The 15,085-nt window shown below is 28.4% G+C and carries 21 protein-coding genes and 1 pseudogene; 6 read left to right on the forward strand and 16 right to left on the reverse strand.

Annotated features, from left to right (window positions below):
• Positions 1-309: pseudogene (locus ACTT9Y_RS06560) on the reverse strand (ubiquinone biosynthesis protein UbiB); the annotation flags it as partial.
• A gap of 56 nt (positions 310-365) precedes the next feature.
• Here ACTT9Y_RS06560 and ACTT9Y_RS06565 point away from each other — a divergent pair.
• Positions 366-2,450, forward strand: a complete 2,085-nt coding sequence (locus ACTT9Y_RS06565) for a DNA translocase FtsK 4TM domain-containing protein (protein WP_440933556.1) — start codon at positions 366-368, stop codon at positions 2,448-2,450.
• A complete protein-coding gene (locus ACTT9Y_RS06570; protein WP_440933557.1) occupies positions 2,450-2,998 on the forward strand; it encodes a LolA family protein in 549 nt (182 codons plus the stop codon). Before ACTT9Y_RS06565 ends, ACTT9Y_RS06570 begins: the two co-directional genes overlap by 1 nt.
• On the opposite strand, the gene ACTT9Y_RS06575 is transcribed toward ACTT9Y_RS06570, so the two are convergent.
• Genes ACTT9Y_RS06575 through hisB form a run of 7 tightly spaced genes read right to left on the reverse strand, consistent with a single transcriptional unit; the run spans position 2,995 to position 6,833 of the window.
• Complete coding sequence (locus ACTT9Y_RS06575) at positions 2,995-3,498, reverse strand: GNAT family N-acetyltransferase (protein ID WP_440933558.1); 504 nt, start codon at positions 3,496-3,498, stop codon at positions 2,995-2,997. The genes ACTT9Y_RS06570 and ACTT9Y_RS06575 overlap by 4 nt on opposite strands.
• Positions 3,495-3,860, reverse strand: coding sequence for a histidine triad nucleotide-binding protein (locus ACTT9Y_RS06580; RefSeq protein ID WP_440933559.1), 366 nt, complete (start codon positions 3,858-3,860; stop codon positions 3,495-3,497). Before ACTT9Y_RS06580 ends, ACTT9Y_RS06575 begins: the two co-directional genes overlap by 4 nt.
• Positions 3,857-4,129, reverse strand: a complete 273-nt coding sequence (gene hisE, locus ACTT9Y_RS06585) for a phosphoribosyl-ATP diphosphatase (RefSeq protein WP_440933560.1) — start codon at positions 4,127-4,129, stop codon at positions 3,857-3,859. The genes ACTT9Y_RS06580 and hisE overlap by 4 nt, the downstream gene beginning before the upstream one ends.
• 1 nt (position 4,130) lies before the next feature.
• The gene (hisF, locus tag ACTT9Y_RS06590; protein WP_440933561.1) at positions 4,131-4,886 is read right to left on the reverse strand and encodes an imidazole glycerol phosphate synthase subunit HisF; all 756 of its coding nucleotides are present in this window, start codon (positions 4,884-4,886) and stop codon (positions 4,131-4,133) included.
• Positions 4,879-5,604 (reverse strand): 1-(5-phosphoribosyl)-5-[(5-phosphoribosylamino)methylideneamino]imidazole-4-carboxamide isomerase, encoded by a 726-nt coding sequence (gene hisA / locus ACTT9Y_RS06595; protein ID WP_440933562.1) that lies wholly within the window; start codon positions 5,602-5,604, stop codon positions 4,879-4,881. The genes hisF and hisA overlap by 8 nt, the downstream gene beginning before the upstream one ends.
• A gap of 6 nt (positions 5,605-5,610) precedes the next feature.
• A complete protein-coding gene (gene hisH / locus ACTT9Y_RS06600) occupies positions 5,611-6,237 on the reverse strand; it encodes an imidazole glycerol phosphate synthase subunit HisH (protein WP_440933563.1) in 627 nt (208 codons plus the stop codon).
• Positions 6,238-6,242: 5 nt separating this feature from the next.
• Positions 6,243-6,833 carry an imidazoleglycerol-phosphate dehydratase HisB gene (hisB, locus tag ACTT9Y_RS06605; protein WP_440933564.1) on the reverse strand — a complete coding sequence of 197 codons (591 nt, stop codon included), beginning with the start codon at positions 6,831-6,833 and terminating at the stop codon, positions 6,243-6,245.
• Between the two features lie 89 nt (positions 6,834-6,922).
• On the opposite strand from hisB, the gene hslV reads away from it, so the two are divergent.
• On the forward strand, positions 6,923-7,438 hold the full coding sequence (gene hslV / locus ACTT9Y_RS06610; protein WP_440933565.1) for an ATP-dependent protease subunit HslV: 516 nt from the start codon (positions 6,923-6,925) through the stop codon (positions 7,436-7,438).
• Positions 7,438-8,811: an ATP-dependent protease ATPase subunit HslU gene (gene hslU / locus ACTT9Y_RS06615; protein WP_440933566.1), complete on the forward strand. Its 1,374-nt coding sequence runs from the start codon at positions 7,438-7,440 to the stop codon at positions 8,809-8,811. Before hslV ends, hslU begins: the two co-directional genes overlap by 1 nt.
• A 3-nt stretch (positions 8,812-8,814) precedes the next feature.
• On the opposite strand, the gene ACTT9Y_RS06620 is transcribed toward hslU, so the two are convergent.
• Genes ACTT9Y_RS06620 through ACTT9Y_RS06630 form a run of 3 tightly spaced genes read right to left on the reverse strand, consistent with a single transcriptional unit; the run spans position 8,815 to position 10,701 of the window.
• A complete protein-coding gene (locus ACTT9Y_RS06620) occupies positions 8,815-9,669 on the reverse strand; it encodes a sulfotransferase domain-containing protein (protein ID WP_440933567.1) in 855 nt (284 codons plus the stop codon).
• 18 nt (positions 9,670-9,687) lie between these two features.
• Positions 9,688-10,101: a Smr/MutS family protein gene (locus ACTT9Y_RS06625; RefSeq protein WP_440933568.1), complete on the reverse strand. Its 414-nt coding sequence runs from the start codon at positions 10,099-10,101 to the stop codon at positions 9,688-9,690.
• Positions 10,102-10,701 (reverse strand): Tim44/TimA family putative adaptor protein, encoded by a 600-nt coding sequence (locus ACTT9Y_RS06630; protein ID WP_440933569.1) that lies wholly within the window; start codon positions 10,699-10,701, stop codon positions 10,102-10,104. It abuts the gene before it with no gap.
• A 58-nt stretch (positions 10,702-10,759) separates the two neighbouring features.
• Between ACTT9Y_RS06630 and ACTT9Y_RS06635 the strand changes: the two genes are divergently transcribed.
• Both ACTT9Y_RS06635 and ACTT9Y_RS06640 read left to right on the forward strand, forming a co-directional pair.
• Positions 10,760-11,185, forward strand: coding sequence for an FxsA family protein (locus ACTT9Y_RS06635; protein ID WP_440933570.1), 426 nt, complete (start codon positions 10,760-10,762; stop codon positions 11,183-11,185).
• A complete protein-coding gene (locus ACTT9Y_RS06640) occupies positions 11,169-11,591 on the forward strand; it encodes a protein-export chaperone SecB (RefSeq protein ID WP_440933571.1) in 423 nt (140 codons plus the stop codon). Before ACTT9Y_RS06635 ends, ACTT9Y_RS06640 begins: the two co-directional genes overlap by 17 nt.
• Here the strand turns inward: ACTT9Y_RS06640 and dnaQ are convergent.
• Genes dnaQ through ACTT9Y_RS06665 form a run of 5 tightly spaced genes read right to left on the reverse strand, consistent with a single transcriptional unit; the run spans position 11,584 to position 15,054 of the window.
• Positions 11,584-12,249 carry a DNA polymerase III subunit epsilon gene (dnaQ, locus tag ACTT9Y_RS06645; RefSeq protein WP_440933572.1) on the reverse strand — a complete coding sequence of 222 codons (666 nt, stop codon included), beginning with the start codon at positions 12,247-12,249 and terminating at the stop codon, positions 11,584-11,586. The genes ACTT9Y_RS06640 and dnaQ overlap by 8 nt on opposite strands.
• Positions 12,249-12,818 carry a dephospho-CoA kinase gene (gene coaE / locus ACTT9Y_RS06650; RefSeq protein WP_440933573.1) on the reverse strand — a complete coding sequence of 190 codons (570 nt, stop codon included), beginning with the start codon at positions 12,816-12,818 and terminating at the stop codon, positions 12,249-12,251. The genes dnaQ and coaE overlap by 1 nt, the downstream gene beginning before the upstream one ends.
• The gene (gene aroE, locus ACTT9Y_RS06655; protein WP_440933574.1) at positions 12,818-13,657 is read right to left on the reverse strand and encodes a shikimate dehydrogenase; all 840 of its coding nucleotides are present in this window, start codon (positions 13,655-13,657) and stop codon (positions 12,818-12,820) included. Before aroE ends, coaE begins: the two co-directional genes overlap by 1 nt.
• Positions 13,650-14,237 carry a Maf family protein gene (locus ACTT9Y_RS06660; RefSeq protein WP_440933575.1) on the reverse strand — a complete coding sequence of 196 codons (588 nt, stop codon included), beginning with the start codon at positions 14,235-14,237 and terminating at the stop codon, positions 13,650-13,652. The genes aroE and ACTT9Y_RS06660 overlap by 8 nt, the downstream gene beginning before the upstream one ends.
• A complete protein-coding gene (locus ACTT9Y_RS06665; protein WP_440933576.1) occupies positions 14,227-15,054 on the reverse strand; it encodes a pyruvate, water dikinase regulatory protein in 828 nt (275 codons plus the stop codon). The genes ACTT9Y_RS06660 and ACTT9Y_RS06665 overlap by 11 nt, the downstream gene beginning before the upstream one ends.
• Positions 15,055-15,085 lie beyond the last annotated feature (31 nt).

Genomic DNA, 15,085 nt, shown 5'->3' on the forward strand with positions numbered 1-15,085 from the left:
ATCATAAAGTTCATAATTTTTAATGATTGAAAAAATTTCATTATTTTTGTTTTGAAAATTTAAAATATTTTCATTTTTTAGATTATCTGTAGAAACTTCAATTTTTTTTATTTTCCAAAGAATTTTTTTAATATCAACAATATTGTTATTAAAATAATCTGCATTACTTTCTGAAATACCAAGGGTCCTTGATTTATGGACTTGGTTTATTTTTTGTTGTGTAAACAAATCCACAAAAATATTTTCATTAACTAAAGCTTTTGCTAAAGTTAAGCTTGATAAACCTGCGCCCAATATACAAACTCTCATAATTTAATTTTAACAATAAAAATTAGATGATACAAAGTGATTAAATTGATTCACATATGGATATTAAAAAAACAGCTAATTTATTTATTAATTTTACCATAAAACGTATTATAGAAATTTTTGGTATAATAATCTTTACAGCTGGGATATTTTTGGCAATATCTTTAATAAGTTATTCCCCTGACGATCCTAATTTTGTTTTTTCTGATAATACAAAAATAAATAATATTCTTGGTTTTCAGGGTGCTATTGTTTCAGATTTATTTTTTCAATCTATTGGCCTTGTCTCCTACTTATTTTCATTAACTTTAATAATCACTGGTATCAATATATTAAGATCAAAGGATTTTTTTTTAGTTATAGAAAATATTTTTTTTACAATAATTTACTCATTATTTGGATCTTTTTTTTTAGAATATTTTTACTCAAATTCATTCACACTTTATATAAATGGTAATGGAGGATTTGTTGGTTCTTATTTAGAACGATCCTTTTTAACTTCAATAGTACAGATTAATGAAATAATATTTTATTATGTATTAATAATCTTAAATTTAATTTTATTTTTGATTAGTATAAATTTTCATCCCTTGAGATTTTATAAAACGATCAAAAAAGCATCTGGTTTATTCGTGACAATAAATAAAAAAAATTACACAAATAAAAATGAAATAATTAAAGAATACATACCTCAAGAGCAAATTAAAAATCTCATTCAGGAAGATTTACCTTTTATAAAAGCTGAAAATAAAAATGATAATAAAATTAAATTTAAATTACCCAGTTTTGAATTACTAACAACTCCTGACAAAAAAGATAAAACTAAGAAAGATAAAAATGAAACTCAGGATCCTGAATTTTTAGAAAAAATTTTATTAGACTTTGGCGTTGATGGTAATATTAAAAAAGTTAGCCATGGACCTGTTGTAACACTAAATGAATTTGAACCTGCGGCAGGTGTAAAAGTTTCAAAAATAATTAATTTATCAGATGATATAGCAAGAAATACTAGTTCTGAGTCAGCAAGAATTGCAACTATACCAGGTAGCAATACAATTGGCATTGAGCTACCAAATAACTCTAGAGAAAATGTTTTTTTAAGTGAAATTCTAAATCATTCTGATTTTAAAAAAAGAGAAGTTAAGTTACCAATAGCATTAGGGAAAAGTATCTCTGGCAACCCTATTATTGGAGACTTATCTTCAATGCCACACCTACTGATTGCTGGAACAACTGGTTCTGGAAAATCTGTGTGTATAAATACAATTATTCTTTCACTTCTTTATCGACATACGCCAGACAAATGTAAATTTATTTTAATTGATCCAAAAATGTTAGAATTATCTACTTACGAAGGAATTCCACATTTACTATGCCCTGTAATTACAGAGGCAAAAAAAGCAGCGTCAGTTTTGGGATGGGTAGTTAAAGAAATGGAAAGTAGATACAGATTGATGACCAAAGAGGGTGTTAGAAATATTGACGGTTACAACACAAAACATAAGCTTCCTATGCCTTATATTGTTGTAGTCGTTGATGAAATGTCAGATTTGATGCTTGTAGCAGGTAAAGAAATTGAAAATTACATTCAAAAGTTATCTCAAATGGCGAGGGCAGCAGGTATTCATATAATAATGGCAACTCAAAGACCAAGTGTAGATGTAATTACTGGAACAATTAAAGCAAATTTTCCAACAAGAATTTCTTTCCAAGTTACATCCAAAATAGATAGCAGAACTATTCTTGGTGAACAGGGTGCAGAACAATTGTTAGGTAAAGGAGATATGCTATATATGTCTTCTGCCAATAGGATAGTAAGAATTCACGCACCATTTGTTTCGGATAATGAAATTGAAAAAATTAACAATTTTTTGAGATCACAAGCAGAGCCTGATTATGTGGATGAAATACTAAATTTTGCAGATGAAAGAGAAATTGGAGATAATCAAAGTCAGGGTGAAAAAGATGAACTATACGAGCAAGCTTTAGATATTATAAGATCTGAAGGTAAAGCATCTACTTCATTTTTACAAAGAAAACTTCAAATCGGATATAATAGAGCAGCAAGAATTATCGATATGATGGAAGCAGATGGAATTGTAAGTAAAGCAAATCATGTTGGTAAAAGAGATGTACTTTAATGCTACGATATTTCTTAATTTTTTTTATATTTATTTTTAATTCTAACTCTAAAGCTGAATTTAAAAATAAAATAATCAAAAATTTAAAAATTACAAATAATCTAGATTTTAAATTTGAACAAAATATAAATGGAAAAATTGAAAATGGAAATTGTACAATTGAATATCCAAAGAAAATATTTTGTGAATATGCAAGAAGCAACAACAAAATTTTAGTATCAAATGGAAAGTCTTTAGTAGTAAAGACAAGAACAAGTTATTATAGATATCCACTTGAAAAAACTCCCCTAAATTTTATTCTTGATAAAAATTTTTTAATAAAAAAAATCAACGATCTTGAGGAAAGAATTATTGATAAAAAACTTATAAATTACACGATTCTAGATAAAGACACTGAACTTAAAATTTTTTTTGATGCTCAAAGCTATGATTTGGTTGGTTGGCAAAATACAGATATCTATCAAAATTTTAACATTACTTTTATATCGTCGATTAGAAAAAATAGAGTCCTCTCAAAAAATTTATTCAAAATTCCATCTCAAAACTAAATATTTAAAATTTCTGTTTTAAATATTTTCATCCCTCTTGAAATGTAATTATTCAAAGCATTTTTATGATCTAATGAACAAGTATGAACCCAAACACGATTTATATTATTTTGAAAAGATTTTTTTACGGCCTCTGACAATAAATAAGAGCCTAATTTTTTGTTTTGATATTCTTCTAATATTCCAAAATAAGCAATTTCAGTTTCTTTTTTTTCTAAATGAAAAATTAATTCAAAAAAGCCTACAAGATCATCCTTAAATTTAAACACATATGTTTTAACTTTTTCAGATGAAACATAACTAATCCATTTTTCTTCTGACCAAGACAATCTGTCTTTCCATTTGTGTTTTTTTCCAATTGTTTTATAAAAAAATTTATTTAATTGAAAATTATCTGGATCAATTAAACTTAAAGAATAATCTTCTGAGGGCTTATAACCTTCTTTAAGATCTTGAAGTGAGTTTATTTCTAAATAATTTCTTTTAACTTCCTTAGTCACTCAACCATTTTTCCTACTCGTTCACCTCCAAATAGATGAAAGTGTAAATGAGGTACTTCCTGTCCGCCATGATCACTGATATTTGCTAAAGCTCTGTAACCCTTACCTGCTTCTGTTGAAATACCAAGCTTTTTTGCAACTATATTAATGCCTTTTAATAATCCAACCATCTCTTCTGGAGAAGCATTAAGACTAAAATCATCTAAGTCAATATATTTCCCTTTAGGAATAACTAAAGCATGAATTTTTTTTTGTGGATTAATGTCATGAAATGACAAAACAAAATCATCTTCATAAATTTTATTACAAGGAATCTCACCACGTAAAATTTTTGCAAAAATATTATTATTGTCATAACTCATTTTTTTCTTTTTTCTAACTCTGACATTATATCTTCAATTTTTATATCATTTGCTTCAAGATACATTAGTAAGTGATAAAAAACATCTGCAGCTTCGTGAATTTTATTAGAATTTTCATCGACAGCCTCGATCAATTCATTAACTTCCTCTAAAACTTTTTCCTTGCTTAGTGATTTGTCAGTAAGCAGCTTATTAGTGTACGAACCTTCAACAGGTGAAGATTTTCTCTCTCGTGCAAGGTTGATTAAGTTTTCTAATGTGTTAAGCATATTAAATTCTAACAGGAATTCCTTTTGAATCCAAATACTCCTTAGCTTCTTTTACAGAATGTTTGCCATAGTGAAATATTGATGCTGCTAAAACTGCGCTTGCATTTCCTAATTTGATTCCATCTACTAAATGATCTAGATTTCCTACTCCGCCTGAAGCGATAACTGGAATATTTACTATAGAAGATATCTTAGACATAAGTTCTATATCATAACCAACTTGGGTGCCATCCCGATCCATAGAAGTAACTAGAAGCTCGCCTGCACCACTATCTTCCATTTTATTTGCAAATTCTATGGCATCAATTCTGGTATTGTTTCTTCCACCATGAGTAAATATTTCCCATTTGTCCCCATTTTTTTTAGCGTCTATTGCTACCACAATACATTGTGAGCCAAATTTTTTAGAGCTTTCTAATACTACCTCCGAATTTTGAACTGCGGCGGTATTGATTGATACTTTGTCTGCTCCACAATTTAAAAGTTTGTTTATATCATCAACACTTCTGACACCACCTCCTACTGTTAAAGGCACAAAACAGTTCTTAGAGGTTCTTTCAACTACATCATAAATAGTATCTCTATTTTCATTTGAAGCAGTAATATCTAAAAAGCAAATTTCATCTGCACCACCATCTGAATAAATTTTTGCTTGTTCGACGGGATCACCTGCATCCTGAAGATCAACAAAGTTAATTCCTTTTACAACACGTCCATTTTTCACGTCTAAACATGGTATAATTCTGTTTTTAAGCATCTAATTCCTTCACTAATTCGTCTAATTTAATATCACCATCATAGATAGCTTTTCCAACTATAATACCTTCTATGTTATTATTATTTAATTCTTTGGCCTTTTTAATGTCATTAATTGAAGAAACTCCGCCAGATATAATTACTGGGCAATTAGAAGTATCTGCAACCTTTGCTGTCTCTTCGAAATTGGGACTTTGCTTCATTCCATCTCTATTAATATCCGTATAAATCAATCTACTTGCACCAAAATCATTTACCTCTTTTAAATAATCTAGAGCTAATTTGTTTGAATTTTCTTTCCAACCAAAGACTGAAAGATATCCATTTTTAGCATCCAAACCTAATGCAATTTTATTTGGAAATTTTTCACAAGCTTCTTTTAAAAAATTTTTATCTTTTATAGCAGCGCTCCCTAAAATAACTTTTTCAACACCAGCATCAGTATATTTCTTAATACTTTCGAAGTTCCTTACTCCTCCACCAATTTCAATTTTAAGATCAAATTTAGCAACTATTTCGTGAATAATATCCAAATTAACTGTTTCACCAGTTAAAGCTCCATCTAAATCAACTATATGTAAGTTTTGAAAACCATGATCCTTATATTTACCCGCTTGTTCAACTGGAGATATTTCGTATTCAGTTTTGTTATCAAAATCTCCTTTAACTAACCTCACACACTTTTTATCTTTAATATCTATTGCTGGGAATATTTTCATTTATTTTTATAAATTTATAAAATTATCAATTATTTTAAGACCAATCTTGTCACTTTTTTCTGGATGAAATTGAGTTCCAAAGATGTTTTCTTTCTCAACTGAACAAACAATATTTGATGAATACTCTGTAGTTGCTGAAATTACACTTTTATCTTCTGGTACGAATTCATAACTATGAACAAAATACATGTGAGATTTATTTTCAATACCTTTAAAAATCTTACTATCTTTCGTCATACTAATTTCGTTCCAGCCAATATGGGGAAGTTTGTACTTTCCATTTTGATTATCAATTTTTGATACCTTGCCTGATATCCAGCCTAAACCATTAGTTTCTGTTTCTTCATATCCGATATCTGCAAACATTTGAAGTCCAACGCAAATTCCAAGAAGTGGTTTTTTATTGATATTGGTAAACTTGTTTAAAGTCTCTACCAGACCACTTATGTTATTAAGTGCATCAACACAACTTTTAAACGAACCCTGTCCTGGTAAAACTACTTTATCAGAAGATTTAATCTTACTTAAATCTGAAGTTACTTCAATATTTACCTTATTTTTAGCAACCTCTTTAAAAGAGTTTATTACCGAGCTTATATTGCCCGAATTATAATCAACAATTGTGACGTTCATTAAACTTATAATGAGCCTTTAGTTGATGGAATAGTTTTTTTGTTTCTTGGATCCATCTCTAATGCAGCTCTTAATGATCTTGCTAATGCTTTATAACAAGACTCAATTATGTGGTGACTATTATCACCATAAATATTTTCAACGTGCATTGTAATTCCAGCTGATTGAGAAAACGCTTGAAACCATTCTTTAAATAATTCTGTGTCCATCTCGCCAAGTTTCTCGACTTTTAATTTTACTTTCCAAATCAAATAAGGTCTATTTGAAACATCAATAGCAACTCTTGTTAATGTTTCATCCATTGGAATAACTGCGTGCGCATATCTTTTTATTCCTACAAATTTTTTAGCAGCTTTTTTTAAAGCCTCACCTATTGCAATACCTGTGTCTTCAGTAGTGTGGTGAAGATCAATATGAGTATCCCCTTTTGCTTTAACTTTTAAATCAATCAACGAATGCTTTGATAGCTGCTCAAGCATGTGATCTAAGAAACCTATACCAGTGTCAATTTGGTATTTACCTTTACCATCAATATTAACTTCAACATTGATGCTAGTTTCTTTTGTTTTTCGAGATACTTTTCCTTTTCTAGCCATATATTTTTAATGGTATACATACATAATCCCACTATATCAATATCAGTCTGAACACTTGAAGTATCAAAAATAGTTACCATTTATTAGGTATGACAACAATTGTACTAGTTAGAAAAAATAATGAAGTAGTAGTTGCTGGTGATGGACAAGTAAGTATGGGAAATACTGTTGTTAAGAGTACTGCTTCAAAAGTTAGAAAAATTGAAAAAAGAGATGTAGTGGCAGGATTTGCAGGATCAACTGCTGATGCTTTAACACTATTTGAAAGACTAGAAGGGAAATTAGAAAAACATGCTGGTAACTTGTCAAGAGCTGCCGTTGAATTAGCAAAGGATTGGAGAACTGATAAATATTTAAGAAGATTAGAAGCATTGATGGCTGTTGGAGATAAAGACAATAGCTATATTATTTCTGGAACAGGAGACGTGCTAGAGCCTGAAGGAGATGTAATTGGAATTGGTTCAGGTGGAAATTACGCCTTAGCAGCTGGGAAAGTTTTAATGGAAGGCAATATGTCTGCAGAAGAAGTTGCTAAAAAAGCAATCAAAGTTGCAGCCGATATATGTGTATTCACAAACGAGAATGTAAAAATAGAAAAAATTTAATGGATAATTCAAACGTAACACAGCTACACCCAAAGGATAAAAATCAAAAAGAAGAAGCATCTTTAGTAAGCTCTTTGTCTCCTCGGGAAATAGTTTCAGAACTAGATAGGTTTGTTGTTGGACAAAACAAAGCAAAAAAGGCCGTTGCGGTTGCTTTAAGAAATAGATGGAGAAGACAAGCTCTTAAAGGTGAAATGAAGAATGAAGTTCTTCCCAAAAATATTTTAATGATTGGACCAACTGGAGTTGGTAAAACTGAAATTTCAAGAAGACTATCAAAACTTGCAGAAGCTCCCTTTGTTAAAGTGGAAGCCACTAGATTTACAGAAGTTGGTTACGTCGGAAGAGATGTGGAACAAATCGTAAGAGATTTAATTGAAATAGCAATCTCAATGGAAAAAGTAAAAAAAAGAAAAGAAGTTTTTGCAAAAGCTCAAAAAGCTGCAGAGGAAAAAGTTTTAGATGCTTTGGTAGGAAAAAAAGCAAGTTTAGCAACAAGGGAAAGTTTCAGAAAAAGACTTAGAAATGGTGATTTGGATGATAACGAGATTGAAATAGCAGTTAGTGATACTGGTTCAGGTGGTGCATCTTTTGAAATCCCAGGCATGCCAGGTGCAAATGTTGGCATGATTAACATCGGTGAAATGATTGGAAAATCAATGGGCAATAAAGAGAAAAAGAAAAAAATGACAGTCAAAGAATCCCATGAAATTTTAATTAATGATGAATCTGATAAATTAATAGAACAGGATAAGATTATTAAAGCCGCAAAGCTATCAACTGAAAACAATGGAATAGTTTTTCTTGATGAAATTGATAAAATTTCAGCAAGAACTGACAGGGTAGGTGGAGATGTTTCTAGAGAAGGTGTGCAAAGAGATTTATTGCCTTTGATTGAAGGAACAACTGTTAATACTAAACACGGCCCAATTAAAACAGATCATATTTTATTTATTGCATCAGGTGCTTTCCAACTTGCAAAACCCTCTGATCTGCTTCCTGAATTACAAGGGAGATTGCCGATTAGGGTTGAACTTGAAGCTTTAACTAGTGAGGATTTTAAAAGAATATTAAGAGAACCTGATTTTAGTTTAATCAAACAGTATGTGGCTCTTTTAAAAACGGAAAATGTTGATCTTGAATTTTCAGATGATGGTATAGACGCTATCGCCAATATCGCATCAGAAGTAAATGCTACAGTAGAAAATATTGGAGCCAGAAGATTACATACCATCATTGAGAAAATCTTAGATGAAATTAGCTTTACTGCAACAGATCGTGCTGGGGAAAAAATAGTTATCAACAAAGAATATATTAATAAAAATTTAGATAATTTAGTTAAAGACACTGACCTTTCAAAATTTATCCTTTAACTATTATAAATACCCCAATTCTTTCATTTCGGTTTCATAAAATTTTTCAATTTTATTTACAATTTTGGGGTCTAATTTTCTCTCCCAATTATTTTCTGCACCCAAGTTAAAAAAGGGGATTTTTTCACCAGTATTTTTATTTGTTTTGCTTTCTATGAAGCCCTCCTCTTTCTCTAAATTTTTCATATTATTAAAACTTGTAGTTTTTAAAACGTTCTCAAATTTACTTTGATTAATTTCAAATTTAATTTTTTTCAAGTCATGAATAAATATTAAAATTTTTTTAAATGTTTCTTCTTTATTATTAATTAAATCTTCATACTTTATTAATAAATACTTTCCAATTTTTTCAAAAGATTTCCAGCTTTTAAAATTACTGCCCCAAGATCCTAAATAAACTTTGGTTCTATCAGATGTATTATTGCTATTAAGATTTCCTCCAATTTGAATGTTATTAATCATTCTTTTTAAAGATTCGTCAATTGTAATTGTGTCATGATGTGCATAAGAGGTTACAACGTTTCTAGGATCTCTTACAATATATATTGCCCCTAAAGTATTATTTAAATCAGTAAATGGATTCTTGTTTATATTAAAAAGATAACTATGAGTTTTTAAAAATTGAATAGAACTCTTCTTATTAATACTTGCTTGAGCTTTTATATAATTTTTTATCACATCATTATCATTTGATAGGTCTACTCCTATATTTTCAAATAATTCAGAATTAGGAAATTGTTTAATATTTTTAATTATTTCAAAATTAAAAATACCGTCATTCGAAAAAAAATATGATGAAAGTAAAGCCCTAACTAAAGTATTTCCAGATTTAGGATAAGATGCAAGCCAAATAAACATAATTTATATCTTGAGATATTATTTTACTTTTTTTAAATATATATAAAAAGCTCCTGATCCACCATCCTCTATTTTAGCTTCTTCAATTTGCAAAATCATTTTTTTTAGACTTTTGTTATTTAATATAAATTCTGGAACAGAATATTTTAATATGCTTAAATCTTTTGAAACATATGGATTTTTTTCATTTTGAGAATGCAATCCTTTACCGGTGACTACAGTTAATTTTCTGACATTTTCAATGTAGGATTTTTTAATAAATTCTTCGATTCTCTTATTTGCTTGTTCTAATGTATATCCATGTAGATCTATTAACCTAGTTTCAAAATGTGATTTTAGTTTAGTGTTATTGTCCTTATTTGGTAGTTTTTCTTTACCTAATATAAAATTTTTCCAGTCCTCTTTATCTTTATCTGAAATATCGTTACTCAATTATGTAAGTATGTTTACAAGCTGCCAATTAGGATTTGCAGATGTGGTATCTCTAGAAAATACCCATGTGTCATAAATTTTCTTTATTTTTTCAGGGTCACCAGAAACAATTTTTTTATCTTTATCTCTTATGCAAGTAATAACTTCGGCTATAAAATCTACAGTAACATTCAATATTCTGCCAATCTTTTTGTGCTCTTTTATTGTTGCTGAATTTACGCCTATGAAAGTGATTTCTGCAAAATGACCTCTAGAACTTCTCTCATTCAAAGCCTTGTTAAACTGATTATATATTTCATTATTTAAAAGCGATCTACTAGTTGTAATTTTATTATCATTATCACTAAAGTCTGTAATTACTGTTTCGTAAGCAATTTTTGCACCCTTTAAGAATTCTTTTTGAGCTTCATCATCAAAAACTTCCGCTGTCTTTTTGGGTTCATTAATCTTATTTATATTTTTTATAACCTCCTTAAACTGAGGGGCTGATTTACCCTCAAAGCCGGTTCTCTTACCCAAAATTCCCCTTAATCTCAAAAAAATAAATCCAGCTATCATAGCTAACAAAATTATATCTATGTATTCGAAGCTGTAATTCATGATCCTATACTAATTACTATGTTGATTAATTTCAACCAGCAATTTAGATTAAGGACAAATGAACTCAATATTTCTTGTTATAATTTTAATCCCAATTATTGAGATTTATCTATTAATTAAAATTGGCGGTCAAATAGGCGCATTAATTACAATTATATTAATTTTTACAACAGCAATAATAGGTGTTTATTACGCAAAATATGAAGGACTAAATACTCTTAAGTCTGGCTTTGAACAATTGAGAAGAAATGTGACGCCAACTTATGAAATGATCTCAGGAGCAGCAATTGCATTTGGAGCACTATTATTAATAATTCCTGGATTTGCAACAGATCTACTTGGTTTTTTAATTATTTTTCCAAAAAGTAGAAAATTTATTTTTAATCTATTTTTAAAAAAACAAGTGAACCAAGAAAATAAAAAAAACAATTTTATTGATGGAGAGTTTGAAGATATAGAAGAAGACGATGACAGAAAAATATAAAATCTTGGCTAAATATATTAAAGATCTTTCAAGTGAAACTCCTGACATCGAAACTTATTTGTATGTAAAAGAATATATTTCTAATTATAAGCTGGGTATAGATATTTCTAGTAAGGCTCTAAAAAACAAAATGATTGAAGTGAATACAAAAATAAAATTTGAAGATCAGGAAAAAAGTAAAAAAAAATCATATTTTGAAATAGTTTATTCAACAATTGTAAAAATAGACAACCAAATAAAAGATAAGGAAGAGCTGCAAAAAATAATTTTAGTTGATGTTCAGAATGATATTTATCTAGATTTGGAAAAATCTCTTTTAGATGTTTTACATAACTCAGGTTATCAAAATATTAAGTTTAGTAAAAAAGTAGATTTTGAAAGTTTATATCAAAAAAGGTTTAATTAAAAAAATTTTTCTTTAGATCTTTCTTTAAATATTGTTCGTGTTTATTTAACTCAACTTCTGTGGGTTTCACAACTCTTTTGTAATAAAACAACTTTTTATCATCTTTTTTTTGATGTAGCTGACTATTCTCTTGGAAATTTAAAGTTGGTTCTTTTTGATCAATCAAATTAATATAAACTTTTGAAAGTAAATCACAATCTATTAGGGCCGTGTGAGTAACTCTTCTAGAATTATCTATTCTAAATCTCTTACACAAAGCATCCAAATTAATTTGTGATCCTGGAAATTTTTCTCTAGCTAAGGCCAGAGTGTCTACAACTTCATTATCAATTTTTGGTTTTCCTAATAATTTAAGTTCATTATTTAAGTGTGATAGATCAAACTCAGAATTATGAATTATAAGTCTTTTATTATAAATAAATTCTAAAAATTTTTCTGCTACTTCATTAAATTTCTTTTGTTTAGACAAAAAATTATCCCCATATCCATGGACCTTAAAAGCTTCTTCGGATACTTTCCTTTCTGGATTTAAATAACAATGAAACCTATTTTTTGTTGGTATTAAATCATCAAGTTCTATACATCCTATTTCAACTATTCTATGACCATCTTTTACAGATATTCCTGTTGTCTCGGTATCTAAAACTACTTCTTTCATTAGTTTAATTTTTTTTGAATATCTCTAATACTAATATTAATTGTTTTTTTGGTAAAATCATTTTTAATAATAAAATCAGACTTCCTTATTTTGTATTGTGATGAAAATTGAATTTTTTGAAATTTATTAAATAACTTTTTATTAAAATTTCTTCTTTTCTTTAATTTTTTTAAGATATCTGATTTTTTAGAGTCTATAAATATTAAGATATCCCCTTTTTTATTAAGTTTGTTTTCTAAGAGCAGAGGAATGTCTAGCACTACAAATTTTTTATTTTTATTTTTATTTAAAAATAATTTCATTTGATTCCGAACCTCTAAGTGAACAATATTAATAATTTTTTTTAAATTATTTTTGTTACTTAATATTGCTACGCTTACTTCGTTTTTATCTATTGGAAATTTAGATATATATCTTGGTAATTTTTTTTTTAATTTATTAAAAATTTTTTTATTTTTTTTATAAATTTTTGATACTTCACTATCTGCATTAAATACTGGATATCCAAAATTCTTTGCTACATAACTTTTTCCCGAACCTATATCTCCTAAAATTCCAATTCTTATCATCAATCTAATAATTTAATTACTTCTTCATCAATAATTGGACTGACGCCTGTCCACATTTTAAAAGCTAAATGAGCTTGCCATAAAAACATCATTTTGCCATTCATTGTCCTGTTTCCTCTCATTCTAGCATCTTTAAGAAAATTTGTTTCTTTAGGATTGTAAATTAAATCATAAAACAAGACATCTTTTTTGTTATTATAATCACTAAAATCAAAATTTAATTTTTCATCTTTTGTCAGACCCACACTTGTTGTATTTATTATTAAATCACATAATTCACTTTTTTTTTCCCAATCTATAATTTCGATTGTATCTTTTTTCATTTGATAAATGCCAAGGGCTTTATCCCAGAATTTTTTTAACTCTTCCGCCTTACTCCGTGTTCTGTTAGACAAATAAATCTTTTCTGCTCCATCCACTTTTATTAAAGTAGATAAAATTGAAGGCGCGACACCTCCTGCTCCGATAATTAAAATTTTTTTATCTTTACAATCCCAGTCATTTTCTTCCAAGCTTATTTCAAAGCCCTGTTGATCTGTATTATATCCAACGACCTTGTCATTTTCTTTTACTAATGTATTTACGGATTTAGTAAATTGAACTTCATATGGGGCTGTATCTATAAAATTAAAGATTTCCCTTTTAAAAGGAACGGTCACATTAACTCCTTTAACTTCATCATTCTTAATTTGTTCAACAATTTTTTTTAAATCCTTTTTCTCTACTTTTTTTTTTTCATAAATTGAGTCAAGAAATCTATATTTTTTAAACCAATAATTGTGCAACAATGGAGATAAAGAATGTGCTATTGGATTCCCAATTACCAAATATTTATTCATAATTTTTTAAATAATCTTTAATTTTGTCAATAGGAAGGCCCATAATTGTATTCTCGTTTCCTTCAATTTTTGAGAACAAATGTCTGCCCTCACCTTCAATTTGATAAACATTATAAGCATATAGTGCTTCGTCGGATATTTTGGTTAAATAATTCTTTAACTCATCTTCAGTAAAATTTTTCATAGTTAATTTTGCCTTATCAGTATAGTTCCAAATCATTGATCCATTTTTTGATATGCAAACAGAACTGATTAACAAATGTGATTTACCATTAAGTTTTCTTAATATTTGCATTGCCTCTTCTCTGTTTTCTGGCTTGGATATTAGTTCCCCCTCCAAATCTATCACGCTATCTGCTCCTAAAACTATTTCATCAGTTTTTTTCATACTAACAGTGTTTGCTTTCAATTCGGCCAGGTTTTTTGAAATTATTTCTGAGCTTGCTTGTTCTTTTAACAGGCTTTCTTTAATAGGATCTTCGTCTACATTTGATGGCTCAACAACACATTCTATATCGTTTTTGTCTAAAATATCTTTTCTAACATTGCTTTTAGATGCAAGAATGATTTTATTTTGCATTATTTAAATATATTTCATGAATTTTAATTATTGAAGCAGCAGTTTCTTCAACAGATTTTCTTGTTACATCTATAAGTGGCCATTTATATTTTTGAAACGTTTTTTTGGCTTCAAGCACCTCTTTTTTGATATTTTCTAAATCTGTGTATTGTATATTTTCTGTTTCTCTTAATGAATTCATCCTATTTTTTCTCAAGTCAGCCAGCCTTTCTGGTTCCGTGCTTAATCCTACCACACAAGCCACTTTGGGATTTTTTTTTAAAGTTTCGGGTAATGAATTTTCGTTTACTAAAGGAATGTTTGATGTTTTAAATCCTTTGTTAGCTAAATAAATAGATGTGGGTGTTTTGCTAGTCCTGCTTACACCAACAAGAACAATATCGGATTTATGTACTTCATTTATTAAATTCCCGTCGTCATGATTCATTGTAAACTGAATTGCTTCTATTCTATCGTAATATTCTTCATTTAATATATGCTGACCGCTTGGTTCATGGGTTGCTTTTTGATTAAGAATTTTTGAAAAATTTAAAATTAAGTTTCCAAGGACACCAAAGCAAGGGATTTTTTTATCTTCGCTTACATTGGCCAAATATTTGGCCAAATTATTATCTACAATAGTATATAAAATTATTGCATTTTTATTTTTTTCTGCATCTTCCAAGATTCTTAAAATTTGGTTTTCTGTTCTTGTAAAAGAATAAGGGTGAACTTTATATTCTATATTTAAAAATTGAGCCTTAAGAGCTAAAAAAATTCTATCTAAAGTTTCGCCAGTTGAATCAGAAATTAAATATATTTGGTATGTATTGTTCATGAAAAAATTGTTAATAAATTTGTATTATTTT

This window comes from Candidatus Pelagibacter sp. (assembly GCF_052049995.1).
GTDB lineage: Bacteria > Pseudomonadota > Alphaproteobacteria > Pelagibacterales > Pelagibacteraceae > Pelagibacter.